The organism is Brevibacillus porteri, from assembly GCF_003013475.1.
Taxonomy (GTDB): Bacteria; Bacillota; Bacilli; order Brevibacillales; family Brevibacillaceae; genus Brevibacillus; species Brevibacillus porteri.
Window position 1 is genome coordinate 1 of record NZ_PXZO01000053.1, and the last position, 24,621, is coordinate 24,621.

Here is a 24,621-nt window from a genome sequence, read left to right on the forward strand (position 1 = left end):
CGCTACGTCTGGAAATATTCTTCTCTGTCGTAACCGATGACATTCTTCAATCTTTTAATGCTTTTAAGACCCGTTTAAGCACGGAAAGCTCGTAGAGGAAACAGGAGAAAACAGCGAAGATCTTTGGTACACCGACCGAGACGGAATGCAAAAAGGGAAACATGCCCTTAAGCGTCCACCTCTGAATTACATCCTGAAATGACCACTTTGGACGCGGTTTCGCTTTTTGCATGGAGGCGGGCAGTCAATCCCACAGCGGGTGGGACAAGAAGCTGAGCGTTTTCTCCTGTTTCCTCCCCACGACTACAGTAACGTTATACTTGTTCTCTCTTTTAAGATTCTCTATTCATACGGTGGCTATGTGCATGAGACGAAAACTTGGCGCAGAAGTAGTGGTTGAGGTTCCTCGTCAAGAAGCGTACAATTAGTACGAATTGAAAGGCCTACAAGCAATGACGTGCTTGTTCTTCATAGGAGAGCGCACCGATAAAAGGAGTCAATCAACATGTTAAACGACTGGCGTATGTATACAGATGGAAGTGGAATGGAGCAAAAGCATGTAGCTTGGCATGAAGTGCTGAAGGAAATCGCTCAATTGGACGGAGTAACGCGGACGTTGGTACACGCAGCGTATGGAGACCATGTGGATTTGGTCGTAGCAGGCGGGAACAACGGCAAAGTATTAGTGCAATGGAAAGAACACGAGCCGGTTGAGCAGCACTTTGTACTTGCGGCAGACAAGCAATCGGCGGTAATGTCCACGCTCGTCATCGAGGGTAGTGAAGTTGCCTTTCCCCTTTCCTGGTGCGTTCCGCTTGAGCAAGTTGTTCCTTTGTGCGGAGATTTACTACGAACATGTGAAAAAGGGGAGCCAACCGAACTCGAATGGCTTCCGGTAGAAATGTAGGCAGGAGGGCAGCATGGAACTACAAACGTTGCAGCAGTCCATCCTCATCATGGCCGTCATCATTGGGATCGGTAGCTTAATCGGCTACCGGCAACCCTTGACTGCGGACTCCCGCCAACTCGTCATCACGATTATTGTAAATGTTGCCATGCCGTGCATTATTTTAGACGGGATCTTTCAGACAACCATTGATCAACAAATTTTATACCAAATTTTTGCAATATTCTTCATTTCGATTATCCTAAACTGCCTGGGCATTTTCATCGGCTGGCTAGGTGCGCGTGCACTTCCGCTTCCGGTAAAAAAACGTCGGGAGATCGCGCTCTTGTCCGGCTTGGGGAATACAGGCTTCATCGGTTTACCGCTTTGTGCGGCATTGTTTGGACCAAAAGGGGCGCTCTTGGCCGCTATTTTCGACGCAGGCGTAGATGTTGTGCTATGGACAGTGGGTGTGATGATGCTCCAAGAAAAAGGAAGCTTCTCCTTGAAAGGGCTCAAGACACTCATCAACATCCCGATGATTGCAATCGTTTTTGGACTCGGTTCTGCCATCATCGGGTTTGTGCCACCTGAGCTTGTGAAGCAACTGTTTGGAACGCTGTCCAAGCTCGCTTCTCCGTTAGCTATGATGTACATTGGTATGCTCTTGCCTATGTTTTTGCGCAATAAACCGCAAGTGTCATTAAAGCTTTTGAGTATGCCACTCACGTTTAAATTAGTTGTTTTTCCGCTGATGACGGCTTTTCTTTTGTCCGTTTTTTCAATCGACAGCGATATCGTCAGCGTTTCCCTTGTGCAAGTAGCAATGCCCACCCTGACATTGGCCTCGATCTTGTTCGGGCGCTACGCGGCAGATGAGGAGATGGGTGCCATGACGACGGTTTGTTCTACCTTGCTGGCGCTCTTGTCTATCCCGGTTGTTCTGATCATGGGAAATTGGCTCTTGCACTAATTTCTCGCCAATCTCAGTCATAGTGAAACGAATAAGAGGTAACCTATGTCTAACAAGTAAAGAATGACGAAAATGATGATCAGGGATGGAGGAACAACAATGAAAGGCAAATCGATTTTGGCAGTTGCACTGACACTCCAGATATTGGCAGCATACCCTGTGCAGGCGGCAGGGGCTAGCACAGCACAAACAGAGACAACTGCGATCCTGGTAAACGGAGAGCAATCTACCTTGGCAAAAGCACCGATTCTCGTCCAGCAGCGTACGTATGTCTCTGCCGAGGATGCGAGCCGGATTTTAGAAGGCACTTGGAAACAAGACGCAACGAATGGAGAAATGAAGCTGGCAAAAGGTACGCTGACGTTTCAACTGGCTACAGGAAAAGTAGCGTTGAATGGCAAGTCGCTGCAAGATGGGCAGGGCGCAATCGTGCGTGACAAGCAAGTGTATTTGCCGTTGAGATGGATGGCAGAGCAGGCCGGACATCAAATCACGTGGAATGCCGAGAAAAAGGCGGTGGAAATTGTGATGGCCGGAGAAGAGAGTGGTTTTACGCTTGTCGATGCCGATAAGCTGACGGAACAGGAACGTACATTTATTGACTCGGTAAAAGAACAGCAAGGCATTCACAAGCAGGGAGATCTTTATGTCATCGCACGCGGGTCCTCACCGAATCCTGGCTACGGACTGCAAGTAACCAAAGTCGAGCAGAGCTGGGAGCAGCTTTTTGTGTATGTCAAACAAACGCTGCCTGATCCGGGGAGAATGTACCCGCAAGTGATTTCCTATCCGTACTTGGCGGCAAAAGTGAAGCTGCCACCTTACACGACGATTGTCTTCTTGGATGCAGAGACGAAGAAGCCGCTGTTTGCCACAGACGGCAACGGAAGTCGATAAGAAAATCGGGCAAACGACGTAGAGGGTCTGCTACAGCAGGCCCTCTTGTTTTTGTGTGACTCCTGATGTAAGATATGGTTGTGATTTCCTATCCCTTGAGAAATGGAGGTGTGTGTACGTGTTCGGAACTCTGCAAGCATGGTTTGTGGTAGAAACTTCCAGTATGACGCATGATTTTGTATTCAACGGGACCAGTCTGTCCTTTTTTGCGCATACAACTGAACGGAGTTTCCATAGGCGTACCATGCATCGATCAGGGACGGTTTGTTCTTGTCTATAATGGGTAACTGACGTAAGGTCGGTCCCTTTCACGATGCCGCAGGTAATGGCCTGCGGCTTTTTTGCGTCCACTCGCACGTGCGGGGTGGTCTCAAAAATTGTGCCGGGGCCACCAGGAAATCCATTAATTTGAACCGTTACCAACATTTCAAGGAGGAAACAATCATGATTATTGTCGCGACGCAGCAATTACAGAAATCGTACGGAGCAGATCCGGTTTTACAAGATATCACGTTGGAAATCAAGGCAGGAGAACGCGTTGGGATCGTCGGACCGAATGGAGCAGGCAAAACCACGTTGTTCAAGCTACTGGCAGGTATCGAAGGCCCCGATTCGGGTGAGCTTTTTCGGGCAAAAGGAACGATTTGGGCGTACCTACCGCAAACGCCGCAGTATCCAGCTGAGTGGACGGGGACGGATGTTGTAGCCAGCGCGTTTACCGATGTCATCAAGCTACAGGAGCAGATGCGCGAGCTCGAGCAGCAGATGGGGTTGCTTTACGAAAATGAACAAGAGCTAAACCGCCTCATGCTACGCTATCAAAAGCTGCAAGATGAATTTGAACAACGGGATGGCTATCAGTGGGAGACGAAAATGACCCAGGTGACACAGGGCTTGGGCGTTAGTGCAGAACTGTTAGCGACACCTTTTGCCCAACTCAGCGGTGGGGAAAAGACAAAGGCGGGCCTTGCAAAGCTACTCTGCCAGAAAAGCGATGTTTTGCTCTTGGATGAGCCGACCAACCATTTGGATGTGGAGTCGATGGAGTGGCTAGAGGAGTTTTTAAAAAATTATCAGGGGACGATCCTGATTATCTCCCATGACCGTTATTTTTTGGATGCGGTCGTCACGTCTGTCTATCATGTGGACGGAGGAGAAGCCGAATTCTATATTGGCAATTACAGCGCATTCGCTACGGAGCGTGAAGAACGCTTGCTGCGCCAGTTTGCCGCTTATCAGGAACAGCAGAAGCAAATCAAGAAAATGAAAGAAACGATCAAACGGCTCAAGGAGTGGGGCAATCGTTCCAATCCGCCGAACGAGGCTTTTCACCGAAGGGCAAAAAGCATGGAAAAGGCGCTAGCGCGGATTGAGCGTATCGAGCGACCGAAAATGGAAGCGGATCGCATGGGCTTGCAGTTTATGAAGACCGACCGAAGCGGGCAGGATGTGCTGAAAGCGACGGGGGTACAGAAAACATTTGGCGGAAAACAGTTGTTTGCGGACGCTAGCTTTTTGTTGCGCTACGGGGAGCGAAAAGCGCTGCTTGGACCAAATGGCTGCGGGAAATCTACGTTGATTCGCATGCTACTAGGAGAGGTTGAGCCAGACGTAGGTACGCTCAAAATTGGCAGCAGCGTTAAGGTGGGCTACTTGTCACAGCAAGCTTTGGAAGGGGATCAAAATCAGCGGCTGATTGACGTTTTCCGTGAGGTAGCCAGAGTGACAGAGCCGGAAGCACGACATTTACTGGCACGGTTTATGTTTTACGGCGAACAAGTTTTCAAGCGGATCGGGCAGTTGAGTGGCGGAGAGCGGATGCGACTGCGCTTGGCCCAAATGATGCATCAGGAAATCAACCTGCTCATTCTAGACGAACCGACCAACCATCTGGATATTGAAGCGCGAGAAACATTGGAGGAAGCGTTGGCGGATTTTCACGGATCGTTGTTTATCATCTCGCATGATCGCTATTTCCTGCAAAAGATGGCAGATGGTGTGTTTTGGGTGGAAAATAAGCGGCTGGTTCACGATGTGGGTACCTATGAGGAAGCAAGGGAAAAGCAAAAGCAGCGGATCGCAGCTCGTGCCAGTAAGCCGGAGGAACTAGAGCGAAAGCAGCCAGCAGTCAAGCAAGTTCAAGAGGCGGCCGTGACGAATGCGACAGCCAAACGTCCGAATCCATACAAGCTGGCAGAGCTTGAACAAAAAATAGCTTTGTTAGAAGAAAGAAAAGGTGAATTGACAGCCTTGCTCCAAAGTGAAGGGGCAGATTATGAGCAGTTAGTGGCTTGGCAACAATCGATCAATCAGGTGCAGCAGGAGATAGACGGAACCTTTTCGGCTTGGATGCAGCTACAGGAACAGTAGGCTGCAATAAAAATAGCACCGCCAGCAAAGTGTTGAATGCTGGCGGTGCTTCATTTTGTATCGCTTACGATTGTGCTTGAGTGCTTGGTTCTGGCAGGCGACGATAGCCGCTGACAAACCAGAGAAGGAGCAATACCATCAAGACTCCTCCGAGGAAGAACGGCCCACTGTGGGAGACCTGGTAAACCGCTCCACCAGCTAATGGACCCAAGATGCGTCCTAGGCTGTCCATCGAGCTGATTGCCCCACTCGTTACGCCTTGTCCTTGTGTCGTCCGTTGGGTGATCATCGCTGTGGCTGTCGCTCTGATCATTCCTTGTCCCGCTCCGAATAACGAGAGGATCAGCGCCAGCACCCAAAAATTACCCGACAACGGAATGGCAAAAAATCCAATACCGTAAAGAATCATCCCAATGACGAGGACGCTTGCTTCCCCTAGCTGCTTGACCATTCTTCCAATGAGCCCGCCTTGTACTGCGGCAGCGATCAAGCCCATGACGAGAAACATATAGCCGAGGTCTTTGGAGGTAAAACCGTACAAATCACTTATGTACAGGGCAAAAGTCGTTTCCAGTCCGGAAAAAGCAAAGGAGACGGTGAACAAAATACCGTACAGCAAGGACATGGAACCAAACAAAGAGACAAGCGGATTTTGCCGCTGTTCTTTTTGTAGATTCGCCCGCTTTTCTTTCGGCAAGCTCTCCGGCAAGGCAAACAGGATCAGGAAAAACGTAAGCAACGCCACGATACCCGAAGCGTAGAAGGGAACGGCGAAGCCAAATTCACTGAGCAGTCCACCAATTACCGGACCGAAGACAAAGCTCAGTCCAATCCCGGCTCCAATGATTCCCATCCCTTTTGCCCGTTCTTCTGAAGGGAAGAGATCCGCCACCATAGCGGTTACAGTTGGCAATGCGGCAGCCGAGACGATTCCACCTAAAATGCGATACAGGAGCATTTCCGTATAACTGTCAGCTAGTCCAAACAGGATAAAGGTGATGGAAAAGCCGAACAGCCCGAATGATATGAGTGGCTTTCGCCCGATTCTGTCTGAAAGTGCTCCCCAAATCGGTGCAAACACCAGCTGCATAATATTGTAGCTGGCAAAAAGGACACCGATTTGAAACGATGTCGCACCCAATTTTTCCGCGAAAAAGGGAAGAATGGGGATAATGATGCCAAAACCGAGCATGATGAAAAAAGCAATAAAGAACAAGAGGGCAAGGTGCTTCTTATTCACTACGTCTACCTCTTTTCGCACAAAAATCTTTTCAAGCGGATTGTTTGCTTTTTCCACCTTACGTGAAGGAAAAGGTGAAGTCAAGCCAGCAACGTGGGCAGTTCTGGCGAGACGTGCTATAATAGAAAAGAAATGGCTACTTATATTGTCAAGTATATATCCATGAGGTGTTTGTTACATGTCTACTGCGATGCTTTACTACCTAGCCTGGCATGAAGATGATTGGCTGGATGAAGTGCTCGATCGTTTTCCTGAGATCAACGCCCTTGTGCCTTCGGTCAAAACGTTTGAGTTGCTGGCTAAACAAAGAGAGTCTGGAGAAGTTGAGCGAGCTGTCCTCGTCCTGAATGCGGCTGTCGAACAGGAGAGAAGCAAGGAGTTTTTACGCTTGTGTCAAGAACACCCACAGCTGTCCGTGGACCCTTTGTATATCGTCGGATTGAAACCGGAAGAGGAGGAGGCGTGGCAAGAAGCGTATCCACACGCGAAGATCATCGTCATTACCGGCTTTGCTGTCGAGTTTGATTACGATGCCGTCCTCGCCAGGATGGAAATCGATCTGGAGGGAGCTCATTGAAAATAAACCCGAATGAATTCGATTTGAAGGCGTTTCTGCACCGTTTCGGATTGGTTATTTATACTGGCGATCCTGAAGGGGATTTGCTGTTGATAGAAGATGAAATTCGGGAGCTATATGAGCTGAATGTCATTGACAAGGAAGAGTTCATAGAAGCCATGTCAGCGTTGCGCAGCAAGCGAAAGGTTGAGGGAATAGAATAAAGAGTAAGAACGTGTTTGCCAAGCCGTGTGTATGCGGGAGATGGTGAACACGTTTTTTTTGTGGTCGATACCCCATAGTGAAATGTAATTTTATTAGTTCAGTGTCCGAAACTTACCGTATGGGCATTATTTCCTTTTTATATATAGAGTGGATATTGGTCTTCATCTATTAGCACGAGCATCTTCCATCTGTATAGGAACCTTACAGAGAGGAGGAGACTGTATGCCCAATATTGAAGGTATCTCCGTCCAAAAATCGAATGCGGAACGCAAGAGCTATGTGGTTGTTGGTGCCATTTTATCATGCAGCAGCGGAAGTCAGTTAAGTCGGCTGAAAATGCCGTTCAGTCATGGTGTTTTTGTAAAAGGGAAGCCGCAAATGAACATCTTGGACTTCGTTCCCAACGTTAATATCATGCCATTTGGAAAGTGCAGCAGCTTGAAGAATCCCGCTGTCGCTTCTGCCACCGCAGCAAATAATGGTGTACTAACGCCAATGCCGTGCACACCTGTGATGACCATGCCATGGATAGATGGAAAGCCGGACAAAATGGTTGGTGGACACCCCGCATTGCTGAACAAATCCACGAATATGTGTTTCCATTGTGGACTGATCAAGATTGAAGCGATGGGCAGGATTTGGGTGGTGTAACGATAGGGAATCAATCGTCAGCTAACAGTGGGCCTTCAGATGCCAGTTTTGGACAAGGACCAGCTTGCGAGAAGCCGCAGGAAAAGCCAACCATGTGGGACAACTTCGTCAAAGGAATATCAAAGCTGGGAGATGTTCCTGCTGCAATGCAAAAAGCGGCAAGTGAGCTGCCAGGAGCTTTGGAGAAAGCGGCAAATGATTTGCCGAAAGGTTTGCAAAAGGCGGCAGAGGATTTACCTAAGGGTGTAAAACTATTTGTGCAAGAAAGCTATGTTAAGCCGATCCAGGAAGACTTGGATACGTTGCGGGATGATCAGCTAAACCTCGCCGATGCAGATGCAGTCGGTGGCATACAAGAACCTCTGGAGCGCCAGTTGATCAAGGAAACACCTGGGTAATTCAGAGAACTATACCAGGTAGTGGAGGACAAAAACCAAAGTCATTTTACAAAACTGGAGAAGATGAATGGGTGGAAGGGTACAAATGGTATGAAGCAATAGCTGCTAGAAAAGCGGGAACCGCTACACCTGAACAAGTAAGAATATTAGATCAAGGTCATTGGAAGGAGTAATATTATGAAATCAGAAGCGATAAATGATTTATATTATGTTGGATTTGAAGGAGAGCCTGAGATAATCTTTATGTATGAAAAATCAAATGAAGTGCAAGTGCTCAAACTTTGGAATGGGTATTTTGAATCATTGCTAGATTGCTTGGTCCAACAGGCTCCCGTTCAAGATGGAATATTACATGAATATTGCGTTCATGAAGGATGGTATGAAGAAAGTCCTTGGGAAATCACAAATGTTGAAAAAGCAGTACAATTGTTTAAATCATTTGATGTTAAGAAAGTTACAGAAAATGAATCAAGTAATATTATTCCAGTGCTCCCGGCTATTACAATGGATATTATTATCTTTTTAGAGCAAGCAATTCAAAGTGGAAATAGAGTGTTTATTGTGTACGAATAAGTGCTTGTGCAGACCAGTTTCCAATTTTAATAGCTAGATCGTACAATACAATCCAAACCAAACAAAAAAACTTGACAACCAAGCATGATTCATTTTCAAAGCTCATTCTACTTTAAACACAAAGGAGGAATGAGCTTTTTTGCGCACTTCGTAAGAAATTCTTCAGAAATCCTTATTCATTTCTTAAGGAATTCTGTCTTCTTTTGAAAGGTTTACCCGTTAGGATAGAGTGCAGAGAGAAAGGAGGCGGCACAGGTGGAGTTTACAGGGTATTACGAGCTATTCTGGGAGATGGTTACAGGCATGCTGGGAAAATTCATTCCTGATGAGATTACGGTCATGACCGTGGGGGCGCAGATTGCCAATACAGGAGCGGACTTTTTTACTGCATTTGCGGTCATATACCCCGTTTTTTTCCTTGTTTCTTACGCGGGGTACTTACTGGGAGCGAAGGCATTTAGCTGGATGGTCCGGAATCTGGGCTTGCGTGCTGATTTCCTGTCGGCATTGCGCGGGTCAATGGGCTGGCTGCTTGTTTTTGGTATCTTTCTTCCGATTATTCGTCATATCGTGCCTATCCTCGCCGGTGCCAGCCGAATGTCGTTTCGGCAGTTCCTTCTATTCTTTATGCCGAGCAGTATTGTATGGACTTTGCATTACTTTGTCGCAGGCTATTGGTTCTCCGATCAACTGGAAATAATGGTTGCGGGAGTTTATCAATATAGCAAAATTACGTTGACGATCGTTTGTTTCGCAGGGTTTTCGTTCCTCATGATTCGCCAGTTGCAGCGTCTTGGTGGAATGAAAGAACCTCGAACGAATAAGCAACCACCTGTTTCGTAATTTTTACGAATTTCTAGAGTACGGCGTCTACTATCCACGAACTATTCGGATGGCAGGCGCCTTTTTGTTAGGTGGATTTATTTTCTTTATGTTCTGACGCTTTTAAAAGTTTGTGAAAAAAGAAGTTTACATATGGTAATAGTGGGGTAGATTACCAAATGTCGTCGTGTCATGAATTTCCATTTTTTCAATTTGTGTGATTGGAGGCTTTTGCATGAGGAGCATAAAAAATGTGCTGGTAACCATTTTGGCTGCCATCACCATCGGTATTTTTATTCTTCAGCTAGTGTTTGGTTTTCTCCAGTTTGAGCAAATTATCTCGAATGAAGTAGAAGCAAAGCTACAAATGCAGGTAGCCAAAGAGGCGGCTTATCTGAATGGTATGCTGGACAAGACAGGCAAGCTCTCGGAAACACTCACTTATTCTGTCTCTCATGGCTCGAAGGAAACCATCAAGCATCTCGAAGGGACGCTGGTCGATGTCGTAGCGTCTGAGCCGTTGATTGTGGGCGGTGGATTTTGGATGGAGCCATACAGCTTCGACAGCTCGCAAAAGCTGTACGGCAGGTACGCTATCCGCAATAACGACAAAGTAGAGCTCGATCCGGCTTACAGCGACGGTAGCTATGATTATCTTGCGCAGGATTGGTACAAAGCGGGGATGGTTGACAAACCATATGTGTGGACTGAGCCGTATGCCGACCCGATTTCCAAAGTTCCTATGGTTACAGCCATTGCGCCCATTAAAGTGGGAGGTAAGATCAGCGGTACGACGACATTGGATATCGGACTTACGGAGCTTAACAAAAGCATCGAAAATCTGAAGGTTGGCGAAACAGGTTACGGTTTTATCGTTTCCAAATCGGGCATTTACGTTTCCCATCGCGATGCACAAAAGAACTTGCAAGTGAAAATGACGGACGAGTCTGAGACGGGGCTTAAGGACATTGCCCAAAACATTACCGAAGCAACCGCAACGGGGATGATCCAGGCTACCATAGGTGGGCAAAAGCAATACGTCACCTTCGCTCCAATCGGGGAAACGGGCATGACGCTAGCTACTGTCATGCCCGCAGCAGAGATTAATGGGCCGATTACCCAATATCTTTACATCAGCCTGATTATTTTTGGTGTCTCCATCAGCATTTTCCTCGTGTTCTTGTACTGGTTCATTAATCGTCAGGTAGCACGTCCACTGCTGCAACTGAAAGCAGGCATCGTTAATTTGGTGGAAAAAAAGGATTTAACCCAGACGATCCCAATCCGGCGAAAGGATGAGATTGGCGACGTAGCGACTGCAGTGAATGCATTCATTGAAGATCTTCACGGAATGATGAAAAATATTAGCGGCTATACCGGTCAAGTAGGAACAGTCTCGGAAACCTCCACAAAGAAGGCCCATGAAGCAAGACTTGCCTTTGGCCAGGTGGCCTCGTCGTTCCAAGAAGTAGCAACCGGCACGGAGAATCAACAGCATAGTGCCGAAGAAAGTGCGCGGGCTATGGAAGAGATGGCGATTGGTATTCAGCGGATTGCCGAAGCCTCCTCCACGATGGCCGAATCATCGAAACATATGGCAAACGAAGCGGTGGCGGGCAACCAATCCGTAGAAAAGGTGTCAGGACAGATGGATTCGATTAACCGATCCGTAAGCCATTCTGCCGATGTCGTTCGTTCGCTGGATAGCCGCTCAGCAGAAATCTCACAGATCGTGGAAGTAATCGCAAGCATCGCATCCCAGACGAACCTGTTGGCACTCAATGCGGCGATAGAAGCTGCTCGTGCAGGAGAACAGGGCAGAGGTTTCGCTGTGGTAGCGGATGAAGTGCGCAAGCTGGCAGAGCAGTCCAACGACTCGGCCAACCAAATTGCCAACCTGATTACCGAAATCCAGCGGGAAACGACGTCAGCGGTACAAGCTATGGATGAAGGAACACGCGAGGTTGAAACGGGAATCCAGATCGCCCATGAAACAGGGGAAGCATTCCGCCGAATCATGGATTCTACCCAGGATGTAGCGGATCAGATTCAGGAAATTTCCTCGGTTGCAGAGCAAATGTCAGCGGCTACGGAACAGGTGACCGCATCCATTTTGCAGTTGTCTTCCATTGCAAAGGAATCTGCCGCAAGTGCATCGAATGTGGCTGCTTCAACGGAAGAACAGCGCATCTCGATGAACCAGCTCTCTACATCCGCAGAGCAATTAAACCAGATGGCAAAGGAATTACAACAAATGATCAACCGTTTCACAATCTAACCACTGTTTGCAAAAAAATGCAAAATGATGAGCTGCTGCTATCATACGATGGGAGCAGTTCGTTTATTGACAGAAAAATACAAGTCAGAATATAATGAATACGAAATAAAGCAAACAAAAGCAATGTTTTGCAAACAAAAATCCGAGGTTGGTGGAACAGAATGCAAAACCATAAGTACGACGTTGTGGTGATTGGTGGTGGAGTAGTCGGTACAGCCATATTACGCGCCCTTTCGTTTTATCAACTGAAACTGCTTTTAATCGAGAAGCAGCCTGACGTTTGTGAAGGGACAAGCAAGGCGAACAGTGGGATTGTTCATACCGGGTTTGATGCAAAGCCAGGCACGGTTGAGGCAGAGTGCCTTCGCCGCTCCCGCAGCTTATGGCCAATATTGGTTGAGAATCTGAGAATCCCCTTCATTCCATGTGGCGCCGTAATGGTGGCGACAAACGAAGAAGAAAAGCAGATAATCGAAACCACCTATGTTCCCAATGCAAAGGCGAATGACGTAGATGTTCACTGGATGTCTGCTGAGGAGATTCTCGAGATGAATCCCGCTGTGACAGCCGAGGTAACAGGCGGATTGGCAGTGCCAGGTGAAGCAATCTGCGATCCATTCTGGGCCACCAGAGCCTTCGGAGAGATAGCAGTGCTAAACGGTGCGGAGGTTGTTCTTGGGCAAGGCGTCTCCCACATCGAGACAGTATCGAATGGAGAGGACTTGCGCCTTACGCTGGAAAATGGTGAAACGGTCACGACCCGATATGCGGTGAATGCTGCCGGATTATGGTCTGATGAAATTGCCCGGATGGTGGGAGATGAGAGCTTCTCGATTTCACCGCGTAAAGGCCAGTTTATCTTGACCGAAGAGGCGATATCCATCTCCTCGATCATCCTGCCTGTTCCTACGAAAACCTCCAAGGGCGTGTTGGTTTCACCAGTCGTGTTCGGCGGTTTTCTACTTGGGCCAACGGCGGAGGATCAAGAGGACAAATGGGATCGTTCCACCTCTCAGGCCGGCATGGAATCGGTACTGGCAGGCTGTGAGAAGCTGGTTCCCGACTCTCGGCAGTTCTCTACGATTCGTCAGTTTGCCGGAGTCAGGGCAGTTTGCAGCGAAGGAGATTTTGTCATCCGTCCATCCGCTGTACAGCCACGCATGATTCATGCCGCCGGGATTCGTTCCACTGGACTCTCTGCTTCGCCTGGCATAGCAGAGCTGGTAGCGGCAACTCTCCAGAAAGCCGGGCTTGAGCTGCAAGCAAACGAACAGGCACAGCATGCCCTGCCGGATCTTTTTTCAGAAGAGCAGGAAACAGGAGAAATCATTTGTCTGTGCCGCTCCATTACCCGGAGTGAGATCGTCAATTCCTTAAAGCGTCCACTCACCCCACAGACCATTGATGGAGTGAAGCGGCGGACGGGCGCCACCTTAGGAGAATGCCAAGGAAACTGCTGTATTCCCAAAATCATCGATGTTATGGCCGAGACCTATCCTGAACACACCGGGAAGCAGCCTTTAAAAGGAGTAAGAAACTCCTATCTAGCTGTAGCACAAGGAGAGAAGCAGGCATGATGTATGAATTGGTGATCATTGGAGCAGGAATCTCGGGATTGACAGCAGCCCTTTCAGCGTGGGAAAGAGGAGTCAGCTCTGTTCTGATGATCGATTACCAGAAGAGAAGAGGTGGCTTCACCTTACCGTATTGGAGCTCTGATGAGTTTGCTCCAGAACGGGAACTGCTGGAAAAAGCCGCGTCCCTTCCCTACGAGATTCACGAACAATCAACTGTCGTCGGTTTTTTCCCAGGGGCAAATGGTCAACTGCACCAGTTGTACGTCCAATCGCCGATGGGCACCTATTCTATTGAGGCAAAAAAGGTACTGATCGCCTCAGGCTCGCTGGAAAAACCGCGTGAGGCGCACAAAATTCCGGGGACACGTCCAGCAGGAGTCATGACGCCGATGATGGCGATGCAGTTGATCGAGCGAGGATATCAGCCGGGCCGCAAGATTGTGTTGATCGAGAATGGCAGAATCTCTCGCAGTACAGCGGTCCTTCTGGAAAAAGAGACGAGCAATCTAGTCAAATATGCTGAATCAGATTGGGAGCTTACCTCTATCAAGGGATTGTCCCGTGTAGAAGGAGTACAGCTGCGAAATCGGATGACGGATGAGATAAACGAAGTGGCGTGCGATACGCTCATTTTTGCAAAAGGTCGGGTGCCCTGCACGTTTTTCTTGAAAGGAGCGCCAATCGAGCGTGATCAACACGATGCCATTATCGTAGATGCCACGGGGAAAACGAATTTGCCAGATATTTATGCAGCAGGGAGCTGTACCTGCCTTGGCGACGATGATCACACCAATTCGATGGAATTGGCTAAAGAAACAGCCAAGCAACTCTTTTAAAGCGATCATCAGAAGGGAGAGTTCATGATGAAGCTATCCGACTCGTTTACCATTCAGGCAAGCAAAGCGGATGTATGGTCCGTCTTTATGGATGTTGAAAAGCTGTCAGGCTGCGTACCAGGCTGCAAAGAAGTAAAAATGAGTAGCCCCACCCGTTATGAAGCGAACATGGAAGTGAAAATACAGTTTATGACGATTCAATTCCGCGTCACGGGGGAATTAAAAGAAGCGGTAGATGGAGAAGCCCTGCAAGTGGAGATGACTGGACAACCGGTAGCGTTGGCAGGATTGTTCCGCAATCAATTGCACCTTCAGCTAAAAGAGGAACAGCCGGGAACCACACGGGTGCAATATGAGATGGATTTGCAAATGACAGGACGACTGGCATCATTAGGAGATATACTAATGAAAGGGACTGTGAAGAAAAAGGCAGAAGAATTTGCGACGAACGTCCAGACCCTGTTCCAGTCTAGTCAGGAGATTTACAATTAAGAGAAGATGGTGATCATCCATGCTACAAGAAGAAAGACAGCAGCTGATCCTGCAAATGCTACAAGAAAATCAATCCGTTCGTATTGCGGAGCTATGCAGCCGATTAACGGTGACGCGCGAAACAATCAGGCGTGATTTGTATGAAATGGAGCAGCAGGGACTACTCAAGAAGGTGCATGGTGGCGCTATTCTGAATAAAACCAACGTGGAACCTCCTTATGCCAAGCGTAGTGGATTAAACTTGGCGGAGAAGGAGGCGATTGCGGTCGCCGCTGCCTCCTTGGTGGAGGACGGCGACGCGATCTATATTGATTTGGGCACGACGACACAATTGTTCGCCAAACACCTTTACCATAAAAAAGGAATTACAGTGATAACCAATGCGCTACTGGTGGCATTGGAACTATCTCATCACCCAGATGCGAAGGTGATCATGAGTGGGGGTGAATTGCGCGCAGGGGATCTAGCCATGTCCGGTCCGATCGCCAGGAAAAGCCTCGAGGGTTTGTTTGTAGACAAAGCGTTTATTGGTGTGGGGGGATTGGCAGCAGAAACTGGTTTTACGGATTACCATGTGGGCGAGTCAGACATCAGGCAGCTGATGCTTACAAACGCCAAAGAAACATATGCACTGATTGATCACTCCAAAATAAATGTAACCGCTTTTATGAGGGTGGCAGAGCTATCCGACATCGACGTAGTCATTACAGATGAGGAACTACCCCAATCTCTTGCTGGGCGACTCGCTCAGGAAGGATTGCAAGTCATCGTTGCTAAGACATCCGTGTAAAGCAAATGGTGAGGGAGGCAATCAATGGTGAAACAATCGGTACAAGCAAATGATTCGCAAGATATGCAAACGTATCATTATAAGCAAGAATTGAGACGGACATTAAAACTGTTCAGTTCGTTTGCCGTCGCGTTTTCTTTCATTTCCATTACCACAGGCATTTTTAGTAATTATGGATTTGTGCTTAGTACGGCAGGGCCGGCTGGTATCTGGACCTGGCCGATTGTAACCATTGGGCATTTGTTAGTTGCCATTATTTTTGCAGAGCTGGCTGGACGCATTCCATTGAGCGGTTATTCCTATCAATGGGTGACACGTCTTGCCAACCCGGGGCTTGGTTGGTTTGCTGGCTGGATTGCCTTTTGCTTTCTCGTTATCGTGGTTCCAACCGTTGACTATGCGCTGGCGCCCATCATTGCCGAGATGTTTGGCTGGGATTCAGGCGCAAAGACGCTGGTCTGGATCGTGATTGGTACACTGGTCGTACAAGCTTTATTAAACATTTATGGAGTGAAACTGGCTACTCGCATTAATGATATCGCCGTATACACCGAAGTGATCGGTATGGCTGGGATCGTTGTGGTGCTGGGGGCAGTGGTGATGTACAACGGGGCAAATTGGAGCATGCTGACCGATATCGGTACCGCTGCAACTCAATCGGACGGTTCATACCTAGGCGCTTTTATCATGGCTGCCCTGATGGGGTCCTTTACATTAGTAGGTTTCGAGGCTGCTGCAAATCTCTCTGAGGAGACGATCAATGCAAAGAAAACGGTTCCTCGTGCCATGATTTTATCCGTATTACTAAGTGGTATGATCGGTTTCTTGCTGTTGATCGTCATTTCAGTTGCCATCACGGATCTGCCGGCTGTGCTCGGTGTAGCGAATCCGATTCCGTACATTTTGCAAACAAGTCTTGGCTCTGCTGTATCCAGCTTCTTTTTGGTGCTTTGCCTCATCTCCATCTTCGCGTGCGGCTTGATCATCATGGCTTCCGCTTCCCGACTCATCTATGCGTTGTCACGCGACAATGTATTCTTCGCTTCCTCCATCTTCAAGAAGGTATCACCCCAGACTTCCGTACCAACAAACGCAGTTTTACTCGTTTTAGTGCTAGGCATTCTCGCTGTGTTATTCGCAGATTCCCTAACCCTTCTGGTAGGGGCCACCTCGGTTCTACCTGCCCTTCTCTATCTGACAACGATTGCTGCTTATGCTTGGAAACGCAAGGAACTGCCCAAATCGAAGTACTTTGACCTGGGCAAGTGGCGCACACCGCTCACTTTCCTTGCTATCGCTTGGTTGATCTTTGAAATTGGCATCTTGACCATTCCGAAAAATTTCCATAGCGTAGCGATCGTCGCAGCTACCTTGCTCGCTGTTGGCGTCATTTTGTATCATCTGCTGTTCCGCAAAGGGATTATGGAGGGCCGTATCGGTATTAAAGACAGAACATTCCGATTTGATGAAGAGAAAGAAGATCATTCAGCCTAGAATAATGAAAAAGGAGTCTGCTGTATGGAAAAGTATTTGCTGTCGATCGATCAGGGAACAACTGGGACCAAGGTGCTACTGGTAAATCACCTTGGAAGGGTTGCTGCCGAAAGCTATCAGAAGCACACGCAATATTATCCACAATCCGGATGGGTGGAGCATAACCCGGAGGAGATATGGGAAAAGGTCTTGATGGGTGTCGCTGACGTGCTGCTCAAGGGACGTATCGAACCTGAGCAGGTGGAAGCGGTAGGCTTAGCTAATCAGGGAGAAACGGTCGTCTTCTGGGATTCGGTCAGCGGAGAGCCGCTTTATCCAGCTGTCGTCTGGTCGTGCCGCCGCTCCGATCAAATCGCCGAGCGTTGGAAGGCGGATGGTGTGTGGGCACAGAAGGTAGCCGAGAAAACCGGACTTTTGATTGACCCGTATTTTTCTGCGACTAAGATTAGATGGATGATGGAGGAAGTGCCTCTGGTGCAAGAAAAGATCCGACAGCGGCAGGCTTATTGCAGCACGCTTGACTCTTGGCTGATCTGGCAGATGACAGGAGGTGCCTCGTATGTAACCGATGCTTCCACCGCTGCCCGAACGCTGTTGTTTGCTCATCGGCAGGGGAATTGGGATGAGGAAATATTGCGGTATTTGGAGATAGAGGAAGACTGGTTGCCGCAGGTTCGTCCAACAGTTGGCTCGTTTGGCCGTACAGATCCGGTTACATTTTGCGGCATTCAAGCACCGATTCTCGTCAGCCAGGTGGATCAACCAGCCGCCCTTTACGGTCATCTCTGCATAGAGCCGGGTATGTCCAAATGCACGTATGGCACGGGCTGCTTCGCTTATATGAACGTGGGAAACGAACCGCCTGCTACGAAAGAGAGCGGACTCTTGACGACGCTTGTCTGGAAACGCGGGGCCAAGCATACTTATGCGCTGGATGGAGCGATTTATGCGGCGGGGTCTGCTGTCGAATGGGGCAAGGAGCAGCTTGGGCTGTATCAGGATATAGACGAGCTGCAACGATGGTCGGAGCAGTGGTATGAAGAACTTTACAAAGGAGAAGCCCCAACCACTCTTTTATTTATCCCGGCATTGAATGGGATCGGCACGCCATACTGGAACTCGGAGGCGAGAGGGGTGTTTCTCGGACTCTCCCAGCATACTGACCGACCGCTGATGGCAAAAGCGATGCTGGAAGGGATCGCTCACCGTGTAGCGGATGTGTTTGTCACAATGGAACAGGCAGTCGCACAAAAGATTTCACTCTTGCGTGTAGATGGCGGCTTGACGGACAATCCGTATTTGATGCAGTTTCAGGCAGACCTGCTGGGTGTTCCGATTGAGGTGCCCCAGATCAATGAAACAACAGCGATGGGGATTGCGTTTCTACTCGGGGAAGAGTGCGGCTGGTGGTCGGTGAAAGACTTGGAAGCGCGAATGAAGGTAGGGCGTCGCTATGAGCCGCAGATGGACGGAGCGGTGAGGAAAAGACTGCGTACTCGTTGGAACAAGGCGGTTCACCTTCTGTTACAAATAAGCGAAGGATAATGTAAAAAAGCAACCAACTGCCAATGCGAGCACAATGCTTTTGGCGGATTGGTTGCTTTTTATTACTTCTTCAACTCGAATGCAGGCTCCCAGCCAAAGCTGTCAAACCAATGCTTTCGTCTAAAGTTCGAGAGAGCTTGTCTCACATAAGGAATGACGTTCGGGGGTAATTTATCCATGTCCGCCCATACGAGCTCATCGCATTTATTCGGCTCGGCATTGATAATTTCTCCGCGCCATTTTGTGGCAGCGACAAAAAAATCGATGCGCTCATCATTGGAGCGACGATGCATGACGCCTACCATCTCCAAGCTCGCTGGATCGATGTCAATTCCGCATTCTTCTTTTGCCTCGCGGATCGCGGCTGTCTTCACTTCTTCATTCCCATCCAGATGTCCAGCGGGAACACTATAATTGCCGTCTTCGTAGCCGGTATTGTAGCGGCGTAATAACAGGACTTGCGCACCCTTCACTAGGAAAAGGTGAACGGCTACCTGCATCGCGAAGCGCTCTATCTGCATGCGAATTCTCCTCTATTAATGATATTCTTCCGGGCGATGATTCTCGGCAGCCTGTCTACGGCGTTCCAGTCTGTTTTTTTTCAAAATAGGTGAGCTGGTCAAGCCCATAAGCAGCATAATAATTCCAGCAGCACCCAGGACGATTCCGATTATAAGATAAAGCCAATTCATTGAAAAAGACCTCCTTCATTCATGCAAAGCGAACATGATTCTAAATGGGAACTATGCTATAATGGCACAGTGTGTTTTTACCCGATACTCGGTAGTTATTTCTAGAAAACGCAGGGAGGATTTTGCGAGATGACTCAGCATACGTCTGTTGATCAGCTATCCATTAATACCATCCGCACGTTGGCGATTGATGCCATCGAGAAGGCGAATTCCGGTCACCCGGGAATGCCGATGGGTGCAGCCCCTATGGCACATGTACTGTGGAGCCGCTTTATGAAAGTAAATCCGAGCAATCCAAAATGGATTGACCGTGACCGTTTTGTCCTCTCAGCAGGACATGGCTCTATGCTATTATACTCGATGTTGCATTTGATGAAATACGATGTTTCACTGGAAGACCTACATAACTTCCGTCAATGGGGCAGCAAAACGCCTGGTCACCCTGAGTTTGGACACACGGCGGGTGTTGACGCGACAACGGGTCCTCTGGGACAAGGGATCGCGATGGCTGTCGGTATGGCGATGGCTGAAAAGCACATGGCAGCTGTTTACAACCGCGACAATTTTGACATCGTTGACCATTACACATACGTAATCTGCGGCGATGGTGACCTGATGGAGGGGGTATCCAGCGAGGCTTCTTCTCTGGCTGCTCACCTGAAACTGGGCAAAATGATCGTGCTCTACGATTCGAACGATATCTCTCTGGATGGGGAGCTTTCCCGTTCCTTCTCTGAAAACGTAGCGGATCGCTACCAAGCGTATGGTTGGCAATACATTCGCGTAGAAGATGGCAATGATCTGGCTGCTATTGACGCGGCTATCGCAGAAGCGAAAAAAGATTTGGATCGTCCTACCTTGATCGAAGTAAAAACCGTCATTGGATACGGAAGCCCGAACAAAGGCGGCTCCAGCTCTTCTCACGGCGCTCCGCTTGGAAAAGACGAAGTGAAGCTGACAAAAGCAAACTACGAGTGGCACCACGAAAGTGAGTTCCACGTACCACAAGAAGTGACTGACTTCTTTGCAGGCTTGGCTGATGCTGGAGAAAAAGCAGAAGCTGCTTGGCGCGACCAGTTTGCTGCTTATGCAAAAGCGTATCCGGAACTGGCGCTGCAATTTACGACTGCACAAGAAGGTCATCTGCCTGCTGGTTGGGACAACCATATGCCGACGTACGAAGTTGGCGCGAAGCTGGCGACACGCGTTGCTTCCGGTAATGCGATCAATGCATTGGCAAACAGCGTTCCGTTCTTCTTGGGCGGATCTGCTGACTTGGCACATTCCAACAACACGGTGATTAAAGAAGCGGGCAACTTCCTGCCAGGCTCTTACGATGGCCGCAACATTTGGTTTGGTGTTCGCGAATTCGCGATGGGTGCAGCCCTCAACGGTATGGCTCTCCACGGTGGCGTAAAAGTATACGGCGGTACGTTCTTCGTATTCTCCGACTACGTGCGTCCAGCGATTCGCCTCTCTGCATTAATGAAGCAGCCAGTTGTGTACGTATTTACACATGACTCGATCGCAGTTGGTGAAGACGGACCGACGCATGAGCCGATTGAGCAGCTCGCTTCCTTGCGTGCGATGCCAGGCTTGACCATTCTTCGTCCGTCTGACGCAGTAGAAACGAACGAGGCTTGGAAATATGCTGTATCCCGCACCGATGAGCCAGTTGTACTGGTGCTGACTCGTCAAAACCTGCCAGTCCTGCCTGAGACCATTGAGAAAGCGGCAGAAGGCGTGAGCAAAGGTGCGTATGTTCTCGCAGACGCGCCAAGCGGCAACCCGCAGCTCATCCTGTTGGCAACTGGTTCTGAGGTATCCCTCGTGATGCAGGCGCGTGAACAACTCCTCTCGAAAGGTATTGAAACACGCGTTGTTTCCATGCCGAGCTGGAACCTGTTCGAGCGTCAACCGAAAGAGTATCGCGACGCTGTAATTCCACCGGCTGTAAAAGCACGCGTGGCGGTAGAAATGGGCTCTCCAATGGGTTGGGAGCGTTACGCTGGTGATAGCGGTACGGTCATCGCAATCAATCAGTTTGGCGCATCTGCACCAGGTGAGCGCATCATGAAGGAATACGGCTTCACGGTAGAAAACGTTGTGGCTGAAGCAGAAAAACTGCTGAAATAAATCGTTAACCTTTAGGAAAAAGCCTATCTTCTGTTTCAGGAGATAGGCTTTTCCAGTGACAAACGGAATTTTGTATGGAATGATAGACTACAACCCAAAACAGAAACTTTTTTGAAATGAGACCGTCTATATAAGATGTGGGGGAGAGAGAGAAGACCAGGAGGTAAATAATGGCAGCAAAGGCCAAGAAGAAAGTCAGGAAGAAAAAGAACAACTTGCTGATGATTGCCGTATCGTTTGCAATATTCCTTTTCCTTAGTGTTATTGGGGGCTACTTCGCCCTGTTGTATGCGGGAGATCGGATGATTGAGCAAAACGTACAAAAGCTACAGGACTTAAAAGCAGAACCAACTGTCATATATGACAAAAACGGGAACGAGATGACGAGTCTGATTCGTCAGAAGAACCGTATATACAAACCGATTAATGAAATGCCAAAGACTCTGATCGATGCTTTCCTCGCCGTAGAGGATAAGCGCTTTTATGAACACAAAGGCGTCGATATGGTCCGGATCGGTGGCGCCATCGTCAATGACATCAAAAAAGGATCGTTAGCTGAAGGGGGAAGTACCATTACCCAACAGCTGGCAAGAAACGTCTTTCTCACCCTAGATCAAACGTTCTGGCGTAAAACAAAAGAAATGAGTATCGCGATTGGCTTGGAGCGCAAATATTCGAAGGATCAGATTCTAGAGATGTACTTGAACCGCGTTTATTTGGGCGAAGGGGAATTTGGGGTAGAGGATGCTGCCCAGTATTACTTCGGCAAGTCGGTAAGCGATGACAAGTTTTCCGTTGCGGAAGCAGCGATGCTGGCGGCCATTCCAAAAGCACCGACCACTTATTCACCTTTTAACAATCCGGAAAAAGCGAAACTGCGTCGAGACACCGTTATTCGTCTGATGTATGAGCAAGGAATCATTACCGATGAGCAAAAAGAAGCAGCGCAAGCAGAGGCGTTGCCGACCGAACCGCATGAAGTGGCGGGTGCGAGCTTGAAAAAAGGCTATCGCGCGTTTTTTGACCATATGGTGGAAGAATCCGAAGCTACGTTTGGCGTGACAGAAGAAGAACTGTACCGCGGAGGCTGGAACATTTACACGACCTTCGATCCGAAAGTACAGGATGCCATGGTAGAGGAATATGCCAAGGCCAAAAACTTCCCGAAAGACGGCGCCAAGCGCGGTGTAGAATCATCGATGATTGTCATCGACGCGAAAACGGGCGGAATTGCCGGGATGGTGGGCGGACGCAACTATGCGGCAAAAGGCTTTAACTATGCGACAGACATGAAGCGTCAACCGGGCTCCAGCTTTAAGCCGATCGCGGTGTTCGCTCCAGCAGTCAATAAAGATATCAACAAATGGAACGCGAACTCGCAACTTAGCAACAAAAGGCAGAGCTTCAATGGCTACGAGCCGCGCAACTACAATAACCGATACACGGAAACGGTGAGCATGAACCGGGCGATGATCGACTCTGCGAATATCCCGCCGGTTTGGTTATTAAATGAAATTGGTGTACCAGCAAGTTTGGAATACCTCAAGAAAGTCGGCATTGAGCTGACTCCGAACGATCGAAACCTGGCAATTGCCCTCGGGGGCTTGAGTGTAGGTACATCCCCGCTGGAAATGGCTCAGGCATATACACCTTTTGTGAATGCAGGGGTAGTGTCCGAGGCGCACTCGATCGCCAAGGTTGAGAACAAGGATGAGGGTGTCGTCCGTGAATACCAGCCAAAACAATCTGAGGCACTGAAGCCTGAAGCAGCGTGGGAGATTCACACTATGCTGGAGAAAGCGGTTCAGGAAGGGACAGGGAAGGCAGCGCGTATCTCTGGCCGCCATGTTGCAGGTAAAACCGGTACGACCCAATCGATAGCAGGCGACAGCAAAGCAAACAAGGATGCTTGGTTCGTCGGATATACACCGGAATACGTCGGTGCAGTCTGGATGGGCTTCGATCCGGAGGACAAACAGCATTTGATGCACCAAGGAAGTAGCATGACGGCGCAAATGTTCTCCAAAGTGTTGGGAACAGCCTTAAAAGGTGTGCCGTCATCGGACTTCGTTCGACCAGAAGGCGTCGTACAACATAAACAAGAGGAAGTTGAACCGGAAATCGAATTGGCTGCAGACATGACATTGGATAATAACCAATTGAAGGTAGTGCTTAGCTGGATTGGCGGAGCTGAAGGTGGTACGTACGATTTGTACCGCATTAGTGAAAACGGCGAAAGACAACTCATCTCTGCGGGTATGAAGGAAACCTCGTTCGTAGATGTGCTGGATAGTCCAAGACAATATCGTTATCAAGTTGTTCCGAGAAATGCGCAAGGTGAGGAAGGGACACCATCAAAAGAAGTCCCGATCAACTCCAAGAAGCTGGAGAATCTGATTAATCAAGATCCAGGTCATAACGAGGAAGGTAACGATCAGGGACAAAATCCGGGTGGTACGGAAAATGGCAATGGTGAAATTCCACCTGACCAAGGTACCGGAGGAACTGGTGAGCATACAAATAATGGAGATGGTGGGCAATCGCCAAATCCGGGAACAGGTGAGGTTCCACCGGATATCGTGAATCCAGAACCTAGTCAGACAAATGGTTCCTCCAACGAAATCCAATTACCGCCACCTCCACAAGAGGAGGGGCAGAACCAGTTCCCAGATGCATCAAACGGCTAAAGATTAGCCCAGCAAGAACGATTCAAAACCGATTCGACTATTTGCACAGGTTCTTTCGCGTGGTACAATACCAATAAATCGGGAGACAGGGGGGACAGTCCATGTCTGGCTACGCACAAAGAGATCTACCCACATTTTTCAAAGAACAGTTACGCCAAACCAAGGTGAATTTTGAGCGAGCTCTTGACTGTAAACACACCGATTTCGATGATCTGTACCCATACATGAACGAACAGCCACAGTTCTTCTGGTACAAACGTTACGTGGCTTGGTCAGAATTGCTGACCGTCGTACGTCTAGCTGAACAATTGGGTATTGAGTGGACAGAGGATTTCAGTGAGCAGCAGGTAGAATTCATTCAAGGCAAAGTTCTGCAAGGAAAAGTGCTCGATTATTGGAACCCAGAAGAAGAGCAAGAAGAATCGATGAGAGAATTGGAAGAAGAAAAATAGATGTGAAAGTAAAACATGGCGCGTTCCCACTTCCGGGAACGCGCTTTTTTG

The 24,621-nt window shown here is 48.7% G+C and carries 23 protein-coding genes; 20 read left to right on the top strand and 3 right to left on the bottom strand.

Going from position 1 to position 24,621, the window contains the following annotated elements:
* Window positions 1–505 precede the first annotated feature (505 nt).
* From C7R92_RS24880 to abc-f, 4 genes are all read left to right on the top strand, one after another.
* Window positions 506–907: a hypothetical protein gene (locus C7R92_RS24880; protein WP_017250604.1), complete on the top strand. Its 402-nt coding sequence runs from the start codon at window positions 506–508 to the stop codon at window positions 905–907.
* A 13-nt stretch (window positions 908–920) separates the two neighbouring features.
* Entirely contained in the window at window positions 921–1,859 is a 939-nt protein-coding gene (locus tag C7R92_RS24885; RefSeq protein ID WP_106836002.1) for an AEC family transporter, read from the top strand.
* 99 nt (window positions 1,860–1,958) lie between these two features.
* Entirely contained in the window at window positions 1,959–2,756 is a 798-nt protein-coding gene (locus C7R92_RS24890) for a stalk domain-containing protein (protein WP_106836003.1), read from the top strand.
* Between the two features lie 444 nt (window positions 2,757–3,200).
* The gene (gene abc-f, locus C7R92_RS24895) at window positions 3,201–5,126 is read left to right on the top strand and encodes a ribosomal protection-like ABC-F family protein (RefSeq protein WP_106836004.1); all 1,926 of its coding nucleotides are present in this window, start codon (window positions 3,201–3,203) and stop codon (window positions 5,124–5,126) included.
* A 64-nt stretch (window positions 5,127–5,190) separates the two neighbouring features.
* On the opposite strand, the gene C7R92_RS24900 is transcribed toward abc-f, so the two are convergent.
* On the bottom strand, window positions 5,191–6,522 hold the full coding sequence (locus C7R92_RS24900) for an MFS transporter (protein WP_106836005.1): 1,332 nt from the start codon (window positions 6,520–6,522) through the stop codon (window positions 5,191–5,193).
* 22 nt (window positions 6,523–6,544) lie between these two features.
* On the opposite strand from C7R92_RS24900, the gene C7R92_RS24905 reads away from it, so the two are divergent.
* The 13 genes from C7R92_RS24905 (at window position 6,545) to C7R92_RS24970 (ending at window position 18,603) form a co-directional block, all read left to right on the top strand.
* Entirely contained in the window at window positions 6,545–6,943 is a 399-nt protein-coding gene (locus tag C7R92_RS24905) for a hypothetical protein (RefSeq protein ID WP_017250599.1), read from the top strand.
* Window positions 6,940–7,146 (top strand): YqgQ family protein, encoded by a 207-nt coding sequence (locus C7R92_RS24910; protein ID WP_017250598.1) that lies wholly within the window; start codon window positions 6,940–6,942, stop codon window positions 7,144–7,146. Before C7R92_RS24905 ends, C7R92_RS24910 begins: the two co-directional genes overlap by 4 nt.
* A 223-nt stretch (window positions 7,147–7,369) precedes the next feature.
* On the top strand, window positions 7,370–7,798 hold the full coding sequence (locus tag C7R92_RS24915) for a DUF4280 domain-containing protein (RefSeq protein WP_106836006.1): 429 nt from the start codon (window positions 7,370–7,372) through the stop codon (window positions 7,796–7,798).
* Window positions 7,786–8,196, top strand: a complete 411-nt coding sequence (locus C7R92_RS24920; RefSeq protein WP_146147628.1) for a hypothetical protein — start codon at window positions 7,786–7,788, stop codon at window positions 8,194–8,196. The genes C7R92_RS24915 and C7R92_RS24920 overlap by 13 nt, the downstream gene beginning before the upstream one ends.
* 177 nt (window positions 8,197–8,373) lie before the next feature.
* Complete coding sequence (locus C7R92_RS24930) at window positions 8,374–8,769, top strand: hypothetical protein (RefSeq protein WP_106836008.1); 396 nt, start codon at window positions 8,374–8,376, stop codon at window positions 8,767–8,769.
* 255 nt (window positions 8,770–9,024) lie between these two features.
* Window positions 9,025–9,612 carry a DedA family protein gene (locus C7R92_RS24935; protein ID WP_106836009.1) on the top strand — a complete coding sequence of 196 codons (588 nt, stop codon included), beginning with the start codon at window positions 9,025–9,027 and terminating at the stop codon, window positions 9,610–9,612.
* A 214-nt stretch (window positions 9,613–9,826) separates the two neighbouring features.
* Entirely contained in the window at window positions 9,827–11,869 is a 2,043-nt protein-coding gene (locus C7R92_RS24940; RefSeq protein WP_106836010.1) for a methyl-accepting chemotaxis protein, read from the top strand.
* Window positions 11,870–12,030: 161 nt separating this feature from the next.
* Window positions 12,031–13,446, top strand: coding sequence for an NAD(P)/FAD-dependent oxidoreductase (locus tag C7R92_RS24945; protein ID WP_106836011.1), 1,416 nt, complete (start codon window positions 12,031–12,033; stop codon window positions 13,444–13,446).
* Window positions 13,443–14,282 carry an NAD(P)/FAD-dependent oxidoreductase gene (locus C7R92_RS24950; protein ID WP_106836012.1) on the top strand — a complete coding sequence of 280 codons (840 nt, stop codon included), beginning with the start codon at window positions 13,443–13,445 and terminating at the stop codon, window positions 14,280–14,282. The genes C7R92_RS24945 and C7R92_RS24950 overlap by 4 nt, the downstream gene beginning before the upstream one ends.
* 24 nt (window positions 14,283–14,306) lie before the next feature.
* Entirely contained in the window at window positions 14,307–14,774 is a 468-nt protein-coding gene (locus tag C7R92_RS24955) for an SRPBCC family protein (RefSeq protein ID WP_238144500.1), read from the top strand.
* A 19-nt stretch (window positions 14,775–14,793) separates the two neighbouring features.
* Window positions 14,794–15,564, top strand: coding sequence for a DeoR/GlpR family DNA-binding transcription regulator (locus C7R92_RS24960; protein WP_017250589.1), 771 nt, complete (start codon window positions 14,794–14,796; stop codon window positions 15,562–15,564).
* A 24-nt stretch (window positions 15,565–15,588) separates the two neighbouring features.
* Entirely contained in the window at window positions 15,589–17,058 is a 1,470-nt protein-coding gene (locus tag C7R92_RS24965) for an amino acid permease (protein WP_106836013.1), read from the top strand.
* Window positions 17,059–17,082: 24 nt separating this feature from the next.
* Window positions 17,083–18,603, top strand: coding sequence for an FGGY family carbohydrate kinase (locus C7R92_RS24970; RefSeq protein ID WP_106836014.1), 1,521 nt, complete (start codon window positions 17,083–17,085; stop codon window positions 18,601–18,603).
* A 62-nt stretch (window positions 18,604–18,665) separates the two neighbouring features.
* Here C7R92_RS24970 and C7R92_RS24975 read toward each other — a convergent pair whose 3' ends face one another.
* Both C7R92_RS24975 and C7R92_RS32440 read right to left on the bottom strand, forming a co-directional pair.
* A complete protein-coding gene (locus C7R92_RS24975; protein ID WP_106836015.1) occupies window positions 18,666–19,124 on the bottom strand; it encodes an NUDIX hydrolase in 459 nt (152 codons plus the stop codon).
* Window positions 19,125–19,139: 15 nt separating this feature from the next.
* Window positions 19,140–19,295: a hypothetical protein gene (locus tag C7R92_RS32440; RefSeq protein WP_167403233.1), complete on the bottom strand. Its 156-nt coding sequence runs from the start codon at window positions 19,293–19,295 to the stop codon at window positions 19,140–19,142.
* Window positions 19,296–19,424: 129 nt separating this feature from the next.
* On the opposite strand from C7R92_RS32440, the gene tkt reads away from it, so the two are divergent.
* The 3 genes from tkt to C7R92_RS24990 all read left to right on the top strand — a co-directional run bounded on the left by tkt (window position 19,425) and on the right by C7R92_RS24990 (window position 24,570).
* Complete coding sequence (tkt, locus tag C7R92_RS24980; protein WP_106836016.1) at window positions 19,425–21,431, top strand: transketolase; 2,007 nt, start codon at window positions 19,425–19,427, stop codon at window positions 21,429–21,431.
* Window positions 21,432–21,601: 170 nt separating this feature from the next.
* Window positions 21,602–24,118, top strand: coding sequence for a PBP1A family penicillin-binding protein (locus tag C7R92_RS24985; RefSeq protein WP_106836017.1), 2,517 nt, complete (start codon window positions 21,602–21,604; stop codon window positions 24,116–24,118).
* Between the two features lie 101 nt (window positions 24,119–24,219).
* Window positions 24,220–24,570, top strand: coding sequence for a hypothetical protein (locus C7R92_RS24990; RefSeq protein ID WP_007721499.1), 351 nt, complete (start codon window positions 24,220–24,222; stop codon window positions 24,568–24,570).
* Window positions 24,571–24,621 lie beyond the last annotated feature (51 nt).